Source organism: Nostocoides veronense (assembly GCF_039531185.1).
GTDB lineage: Bacteria > Actinomycetota > Actinomycetes > Actinomycetales > Dermatophilaceae > Nostocoides_A > Nostocoides_A veronense.
In genome coordinates, this window is record NZ_BAAAPO010000040.1 from 39,885 (window position 1) to 47,419 (window position 7,535).

Consider the following 7,535-nt stretch of genomic DNA (forward strand, 5'->3'; position numbering starts at 1 on the left):
TATAACGCGGCCCCGCGGCAAGACCTCGTCTCCGCTACGAAATCAACGCTCAGCTGCAAGATCAGCGCTCGGCTGCGACATCAACACGCCCGCCGCCCACAACTCGCGCTCGGTTCCGGCAACCTGCCAGGAGCTCATGAGCGAACGCCACCGAGGCAACCACCCTCAGGCCTCGGCGTGGGCGATGTGGGTGAGTTGGCGCCATACGAGCAGCAGGGTGACTCCGGACCCGACGCCGGCGAACCAGAAGGGCGCGGTCAGCCCCCACTCCTGGGCGATCCCCCCACCCAGCACCTGACCGACGACGAGGCCACCGAACAGCGCCACGACATACACACTGGACACCCGCCCCTGGAACTCGGTGGGCACCGCCCGCTGCCGCACCGCCGTCGACAACGTCCCCCAGACGAACGCGTACGCCCCGAAGATCACCATGATGGCGATCGCCAGCGCCCCACTGCGGTTGAGCGCCAGCGCGAAATGCGTCACCACCTCCAGCGTCAGGCAGGCCCGCATCAAGGTGGCCAAGTCGAAGCGCTTTTCGAGCCGGCCGTATGCCGCGGTGCTCACCACCCCGCCCACGGCGGCGGCCGTCGTCAGCAGACCGAAGCCGATCTCCCCCATGTGCAGATGGTCCAAGGCATAGAGGACGAGCACCGACCACGCGGCGCCCCAGGTGACATTGAACGCGAGGATCACCAGCGCCAGCGTGCGCACCGGCGCGTTGCCGAGCAGCCACCGCACGCCCTCGGCGATATCGCGCCGAACGTGCGTCGGCTCGCGATCGGGGCGGGCGAGCGTCGGCGTGGCGATCCGCAGGATGAGCACCGCCCCGAATGCCAGGGTCACCAACTGGATGACGAACGGCCACGCCATACCGGCGGCGAACAGGAAGGCCCCAACGGGCGGACCGACGAGCTGGTTGCCCGTCAGGAATCCCGCCATCAGCCGCGAATTTCCCAGTCCCAGATCATCTTTCGAGACGACCATCGGAAGCAAGGTCGAGAAGCTGGTGTCGGCGAAGATCTCCGCACATCCGAGGGCGAACATCGCCGCCAAGACGATGCCGATTGAGACGTGGCCCGTCGCGAGGGTGGCGATGAGCACTGCCAGCACGAGCACCCGCGCGCCATTGGCCAGCACAACCAGTTGCGTGCGATTGTGCCTATCCGCGACGGCACCGGCAATCAGCCCGAACAGCAAGGTTGGCACGCGCTGCAAAGCTGCCGCCAAGCCGACGAGGAAGGCATTACGGGTCTGGCTCGCGACGAGCAAGGGACCTGCGGCCAACGCAATCCCGTCGCCGATCTGCCCGACCCAGGACGAGCCGAGCAGCCAGCGAAAGTCGCGCCCCAGCCGCGCCGGCGCGATCGCCTCCCCCAGTTTGCTCACAAGGGCGAGAGCCTACCGATCCCCGGGTCCTCAGAGTCCCTTGCCTGATCGCCGCCGTGACGCGAGGTCCTGACTGCCTTGCACCCTGCCTCCGCGCGCGACAGTAAATAAGGTCTGAGGGTTGGCACCGTATGTGGTGCCAACCCTCAGACCTTAGGTGCGAGCTCAGTTCTCGAAGGACGCCTTGCGCGAGGCGAGAACCTCATCGATCAGGCCATACTCCTTGGCCTCGGCGGCCGAGAGGATCTTGTCGCGCTCGATGTCTTTTCGGACCTGCTCGACGGTGCGGCCAGAGTGCTTGGCCCAGGTCTCCTCGAGCCACTCGCGCATCCGCAGCACCTCCTTGGCCTGGATCTCCAGGTCGGAGGCCTGGCCGTAGTCGCCGCCCATGAGCGCTGGCTGGTGGATGAGCACCCGCGCGTTGGGGAGGGCGAAACGCTTGCCCGGCGCGCCGGCGCTGAGCAGCACCGCCGCGGCCGAGGCCGCCTGGCCGATCACGAAGGTCTGCACATCGGGGCGGATGTACTGCATCGTGTCGTAGATCGCGGTCATCGCCGTGAACGAGCCGCCGGGGCTGTTGATGTACATGAGGATGTCGCGGTCGGGGTCCTGCGACTCCAACACGATCAGCTGGGCGATGATGTCGTCCGCGGACGCGTCATCGACCTGCACCCCGAGGAAGATGATGCGGTCCTCGAAGAGCTTGGTGTAGGGGTCGAGGCGCTTCATCCCATAGGACGTGCGCTCCTCGAACTGCGGGAGGATGTAGCGGCTGCTCGGGCCCGGCACGTGGAGGCGACCGGTCGCCATACCGTCGAAAGTCATTGTCGTTTCAGTCCTTTTCGATCCGTATGCCGGGTTCAGTCGGTGACCGGGTTGTCGTCGGTGCCGGCCTGCTCGGCGCGCAGGAAGACGTGGTCGACGAAGCCATAGTCCTTGGCTTCCTCGGCGGTGAACCAGCGGTCGCGGTCGGAGTCGGCCTCGATCTGCTCCAGGCTCTGGCCGGTGTGCTGGGCGATCAACTCGGCCATTTGCTTCTTGATGAAGAGCATCTGCTCGGCCTGGATCTTGATGTCGGAGGCGGTGCCGCCGATGCCGCCGGACGGCTGGTGCATCATGACGCGCGCGTGCGGGGTGGCATACCGCTTGCCCTTGGTGCCCGCCGAGAGCAGGAACTGGCCCATCGATGCGGCCATGCCCATGGCGACGGTCGCGACGTCATTGGGGATCCAATTCATGGTGTCGAAGATCGCCATGCCAGCGGTCACCGAGCCGCCGGGGCTGTTGATGTAGAGCCAGATGTCGGACTTGGGGTCTTCGGCGGCGAGCAGCAGCATCTGCGCGCAGATGGCGTTGGCGTTGTCGTCGCGGACATCGGAGCCGAGGAAGATGATGCGTTCCTTGAGCAGCCGCTGATAGATGTGGTCGTCGAGGCCGAACTGGCCACCCTGTGCGGCGGCGCTGGGGTTGCTCACGCTTGTCGTCTCCGTCGTGCGCTCGTGCGGATAGTTCATGGTGACCCTAACGCGCGCCCTCTCCCGGACAATCCCGCCTCGGGCCGCTGTTCACTGTCAGCGCACACCGAGGGCCAAAGCCCGACCTACGGACCCACCACGAACGGCGTGCATCATGTCATCATTCCTGGTGATGCTATGATGCGTCATGCGCACCACGATCACCCTTGACCCGGATGTCGCTGCCCTCCTCGAGAAGGAGATGAAGCAGCGGGAGATCGGATTCAAGGTGGCCGTCAACGACGCTATCCGCCGCGGGCTGGGACAGTCCCCCACGGTCGATATCGCTTGGCCGACTTATGACCTCGGCAGTGTGCGGGTCGACCTCGACGACGCCAGTCGGATGGCCGCCGAACTCGAAGACGAAGAACTCCTGCGCAAGCTGGCCTGGGGCGTCTGAGGTGTTCGTCGTCGATACCAATGTGCTGGTGTATGTCGTCCACTCCGGGTCCGCGCATCACGAGGCGGCCCACGCGTGGTTGCGCGAGCAGATTTCTGGGAGTCACGTGGTGGGGATGCCGTGGGTATCTCTGCTCGGCTTCATTCGCATCAGCACCAACCCGCGCGCCTTCGCCAAGCCACTGACAGCCACCCAGGCGTTAGACATCGTCGAGACCTGGCTGCGCCAACCCGCAGTGACAGTGCCCGAGCCGACCTCCCGGCATTTCGCGCTGCTTGCCGGCCACCTCAGCGCCTCGGGCACCGCGGCCAACTTGACCACGGATGCCCACATCGCCGCGCTCGCGCTGGAGTATGGCGCAACCGTGGCGACCTTCGACCGAGACTTCGCCCGCTTCCGCGTTCCAGTCCTCATTCCGGGCGAAGCCTGATCAGGCGTCGCACCACAGCAGCACCCGCTCAGCGGGGTCCTGCGCACGCTCTGAATGAATGACGTGACGAGGGCATCAGCACGTGTCGCGTTCGGGCCGCGGAACTGGACGAAGAAGAAGCCCGCGCCGCAGTCGCCGACGAACGCTCGGACCGATGGGCCGGACGGTTCGTCGTAGCCCACAACACCCTGGTATCCGATGGGGGTCGCGAGCGGCACCGTCGTCACATCGGCCGCGTCCACGCCCCACGCCTTAGCGAATTGCATCCGGCCAGCCATGCCCGGCAGGCGTGCCGAGACGAACCCGCAAGGAGAACAAGTATGACGCTCAGGCCGACCCGGAACGGCAGTTCACCCATGAACGACAGGATCGCCCGGACGGGGGCGTCACAGCGCGCGGCGCGCCGGTTCCCTGACGGAGGGCAGGGCGGCATACGCGAGCACAATGAGGGTGCCCACGGCCAGGAGTGCGCGCAGCACGCCGTAGTGGTCGCCGAGGAAGCCGATCAGCGGCGGGCCGGCGATGAAGGCGACATAGCCAACGGTCGCGACGACCGACACCCGCGCGTGCGCGCGCGCCGGGTCGTCGGCGGCGGCCGACATGCCCACGGGGAAGCCGAGCGAGACGCCGAAGCCCCACAGGGCCGCGCCGGGGTATGCCAGCGCCGGGCCGCCGAAGACCACCATCAGGGAGCCCGCGAGGGCGATGAGCAGCATGATCCGCAGCACCGGCACGCGGCCATAGCGGTCCAGCAAGTTCGTGCCGAGGACGCGGCCGATCGTCATGAAGCCGAGGAAGGTCGCGAAGGCGAGCACGCCGGCCCACGCGGGCAGGTCGTAGCCCTCGACGAAAGCCACCGAAACCCAGTCGTTGGCGGTGCCTTCGGTGAAGGCCGCCACGAGGACGACCAGGCCGATCAGCAGGGTGCGCGGCTCGGTCCACGCTGACCGCGAGCTTGCCGCAGCCAGAGGAGCGTCGCCCACCGCCGCATCCTGCGGCTCCTCCTCGAGGGAGCGCGGCAAGTAGGGCCGGGTGATGACGCCCGAGGACAAGACAAGGAACGCCGCCACGACGGCAAGGTGCGCCCACACGGGGACCGAGAGGGCCGCCATACCCGCCCCCACGAGCGCCGCGAAGACAGTCCCGCCGCTGAAGGCGGCGTGGAATCGCGGCATGATCGAACGCTCCAGCAGCCGCTCGACATTCGCGCCCTCGAGATTCATCGCCACATCGCAGGTGCCCATACCCAGGCCCAGCAGGAACAGACCCGCCGCGACGCACCAGCGGTTGCCGACGATGTCGACGCCGAGCCCGACGACCGACAGGCCGACGCCCAAGACCGTGAGGGCGATGGCGCAAGTTCGGGCGGCCCCGATCCGGTGCACGATATGGCCAGCCATCGGCAGCCCGACAATCGAGCCGGCCGAGGCGAAGAGCAGCACAACGCCGAGTTGCCCCGGGCTCAAGTTCAAGGTGGCCTTGGCGTCCGGGATCCGGCTGGCCCATGAGGCGAACGCCAGTCCGTTGACGGTGAAGACGGCATACACCGCATTGCGGGCCGCGAGCAGGCGCGGCCGGTCCAGTGCCGGCGTGGTCATGTGGGTCCACTCCCCCAGGCCGTGGTCGGGCGTTCACGCGTATGCCGCACGGCCCCCTCGTCGGGGCCGCGCGGCATACGCACTGGTTCTGGGTGCCGCACCCGGACGCGGGGCGGCGGCGGCGATCAGGCCTTCGGGGCGTCCAGGTCCTCACCGGCGTGGCTGCCGGCGTATTCCTCGGTCGCGGCGGCGTCGGTGGCCTCGTCCACCGGCTCAGCGTCGGCGGCGACATCCTCGACGACCTCGTTGGTCTCGAGCGTGTCGTCATCGTCCTCATCGGGCGCGAGTTCGGCGAGGTCGACCTCGTTGCCGGAGGCATCGGTGATCTTGGCGCGGTCGAGGACACCGGCGAGGGCCTTGCGGCGGGCGACCTCGCCGACCATGCCCGGCACCTGGTTGTTGGCGTCGATGGCCTGGGCGAACTGGTTGGGGTCCATGCCGTACTGCTGGGCCTGCATCAGGAGGTACTCAACGAACTCCTGCTGCGAGACCTCGACCTCGTCCTGCTCGACGATGGCGTCAAGGATGAACTGCGCCTTCAGTGCGCGGGCGGTCGATTCCTGGACCTCGGCGCGGTGCTCGTCGTCCTCCAGGCGGCCCTCACCCTCCAGGTGCGCGTTGACCTCGGCGTCGATGACGCCCTGCGGCAACTCGAGGTCGACGGAGTCGAGGAGGTGCTCGAGGATCTTGTCGCGCGCGGAGACGCCCTGCTCGAACTTCTTGGCCTGTAGCGCCACCTCAGAGACATTGGCCTTGAGCTCTTCGAGGGTGTCGAACTCCGAGGCGAGTTGCGCGAAGTCGTCGTTGAGCTCGGGCAGTTCGCGCTCCTTGACGGCCTGCAGGGTGACGGTGCAGTCGGCCTCCTGGCCCGCCCGGTCCCCACCGGCTAGTGGCGCGGTGAAGTCCTTGCTTTCGCCGGCCGACATACCGATGAGCGCCTCGTCCATGCCGGGCAGCATGTTGCCCGAGCCGATCTCATAGGAGATGCCGGAGACCTCGTCGATCGGCTCGCCATCTATGGTCGCGGACAGATCGATGCTCACGAAGTCGCCATCGACAGCGGCGCGCTCGACGGTGACGAGGGTGCCGAAGCGGGTGCGCAGCTTCTCCAACTCTTCCGCGACGTCCTCGTCGGTCAACTCGACGTCATCGACGGTGACGGCGATTCCGTCGAGGTCGGGCAGGGTGAAGGCCGGGACGACATCCATCTCGGCGGTGAAGTTGAGGGTCTCGGACTCGTCCACCGGGACGGCCGTGATCTCGACCTCGGGCTGGCCGATCGGGCGGACCGCGGACTCCTCGACCGCCTGGGCGTACAGGCCCGGCATCGCCTCGTTGACGGCTTCCTGCAGGACGGCGCCCTTGCCCATGCGCTGGTCGATGATGCGCGCCGGCACCTTGCCCTTGCGGAAGCCGGGGATCGTCACCTGGCTGCCGATGGTGCGGTATGCCGCGTCGATGCTCGGCTTGAGCTCCTCGTAGGGGACCTCGACAACGAGCTTGACTCGGGTCGGGGTGAGGTTCTCGACGGCACTCTTCACAGCAGGCACTCCAAAAGTGGATATTCGGTGGTGGATCAGGTTGCGGGCTGGGCGTGCGGGCACGCGAACACCAGCCAGGCTCCCCGCATCTTACGCGGCGGGGCAGCGCACGCCCAAAATGACAGTGCCTGCCGCGCGGTGGTGTTGACCCCGTTTGACGGACATCCTGACTGGCCAGCTTCGGCTGGCGGGAGAGGATGCCCTTATGGGTGCTACTCGCAGGAAGTTCACCCCGCAGTACCGGCGTGATGCCGCGCGTCTGGTCATCGATTCGGGACGCACGGCGCGTGCGGTCGCGGACGAGATCGGGGTCGGGGAGCAGTTGCTGGGTCGGTGGGTCGCGAATGAGCGGGCTCGGATGGAGGATCCGCCGCCGGCGGTCGATATCAACGAGCGGGCCGAGTTGGAGCGGTTACGGGCGGAGAACACGCAGCTGCGGATGGATCGGGAGTTCCTGAAAAAAGCAGCGGCCTTCTTCGCAGCGGAGAACGCGTCGAACCCGACACAGCGTTCGCGGTGATCCACGCGGAGAAGGCCACTCTTAGGACGGGGCCGTCGGTGACGGTCTCACGCATGTGTGACCTGCTCGGGGTGTCTCGGTCGGGGTATTACGACTGGGCCACGCGACAACACGCCGGGCCCGGGCCGCGCGAGGCACGG

8 protein-coding genes are annotated in these 7,535 nt (G+C 67.3%); 3 read left to right on the forward strand and 5 right to left on the reverse strand.

What is annotated here, in order from left to right; translation table 11 throughout:
* Positions 1-165: 165 nt before the first annotated feature.
* From ABD225_RS12855 to ABD225_RS12865, 3 genes are all read right to left on the reverse strand, one after another.
* Complete coding sequence (locus tag ABD225_RS12855; RefSeq protein WP_344085967.1) at positions 166-1,392, reverse strand: MFS transporter; 1,227 nt, start codon at positions 1,390-1,392, stop codon at positions 166-168.
* A gap of 165 nt (positions 1,393-1,557) precedes the next feature.
* The gene (locus tag ABD225_RS12860; protein ID WP_344085970.1) at positions 1,558-2,217 is read right to left on the reverse strand and encodes an ATP-dependent Clp protease proteolytic subunit; all 660 of its coding nucleotides are present in this window, start codon (positions 2,215-2,217) and stop codon (positions 1,558-1,560) included.
* A 35-nt stretch (positions 2,218-2,252) separates the two neighbouring features.
* Complete coding sequence (locus ABD225_RS12865) at positions 2,253-2,906, reverse strand: ATP-dependent Clp protease proteolytic subunit (protein WP_344085973.1); 654 nt, start codon at positions 2,904-2,906, stop codon at positions 2,253-2,255.
* A gap of 148 nt (positions 2,907-3,054) precedes the next feature.
* Between ABD225_RS12865 and ABD225_RS12870 the strand changes: the two genes are divergently transcribed.
* A complete protein-coding gene (locus ABD225_RS12870) occupies positions 3,055-3,306 on the forward strand; it encodes a CopG family transcriptional regulator (RefSeq protein ID WP_344085976.1) in 252 nt (83 codons plus the stop codon).
* 1 nt (position 3,307) lies between these two features.
* Positions 3,308-3,736 (forward strand): TA system VapC family ribonuclease toxin, encoded by a 429-nt coding sequence (locus tag ABD225_RS12875; protein WP_344085979.1) that lies wholly within the window; start codon positions 3,308-3,310, stop codon positions 3,734-3,736.
* Between the two features lie 386 nt (positions 3,737-4,122).
* Here the strand turns inward: ABD225_RS12875 and ABD225_RS12880 are convergent, their stop codons facing one another.
* On the reverse strand, positions 4,123-5,334 hold the full coding sequence (locus ABD225_RS12880) for an MFS transporter (protein ID WP_344085982.1): 1,212 nt from the start codon (positions 5,332-5,334) through the stop codon (positions 4,123-4,125).
* Between the two features lie 125 nt (positions 5,335-5,459).
* Entirely contained in the window at positions 5,460-6,875 is a 1,416-nt protein-coding gene (tig, locus tag ABD225_RS12885) for a trigger factor (RefSeq protein WP_344085998.1), read from the reverse strand.
* Between the two features lie 205 nt (positions 6,876-7,080).
* Here tig and ABD225_RS12890 point away from each other — a divergent pair, with 205 nt between their 5' ends.
* Positions 7,081-7,395 carry a transposase gene (locus ABD225_RS12890; RefSeq protein WP_425564418.1) on the forward strand — a complete coding sequence of 105 codons (315 nt, stop codon included), beginning with the start codon at positions 7,081-7,083 and terminating at the stop codon, positions 7,393-7,395.
* The last annotated feature ends 140 nt before the right edge of the window (positions 7,396-7,535 follow it).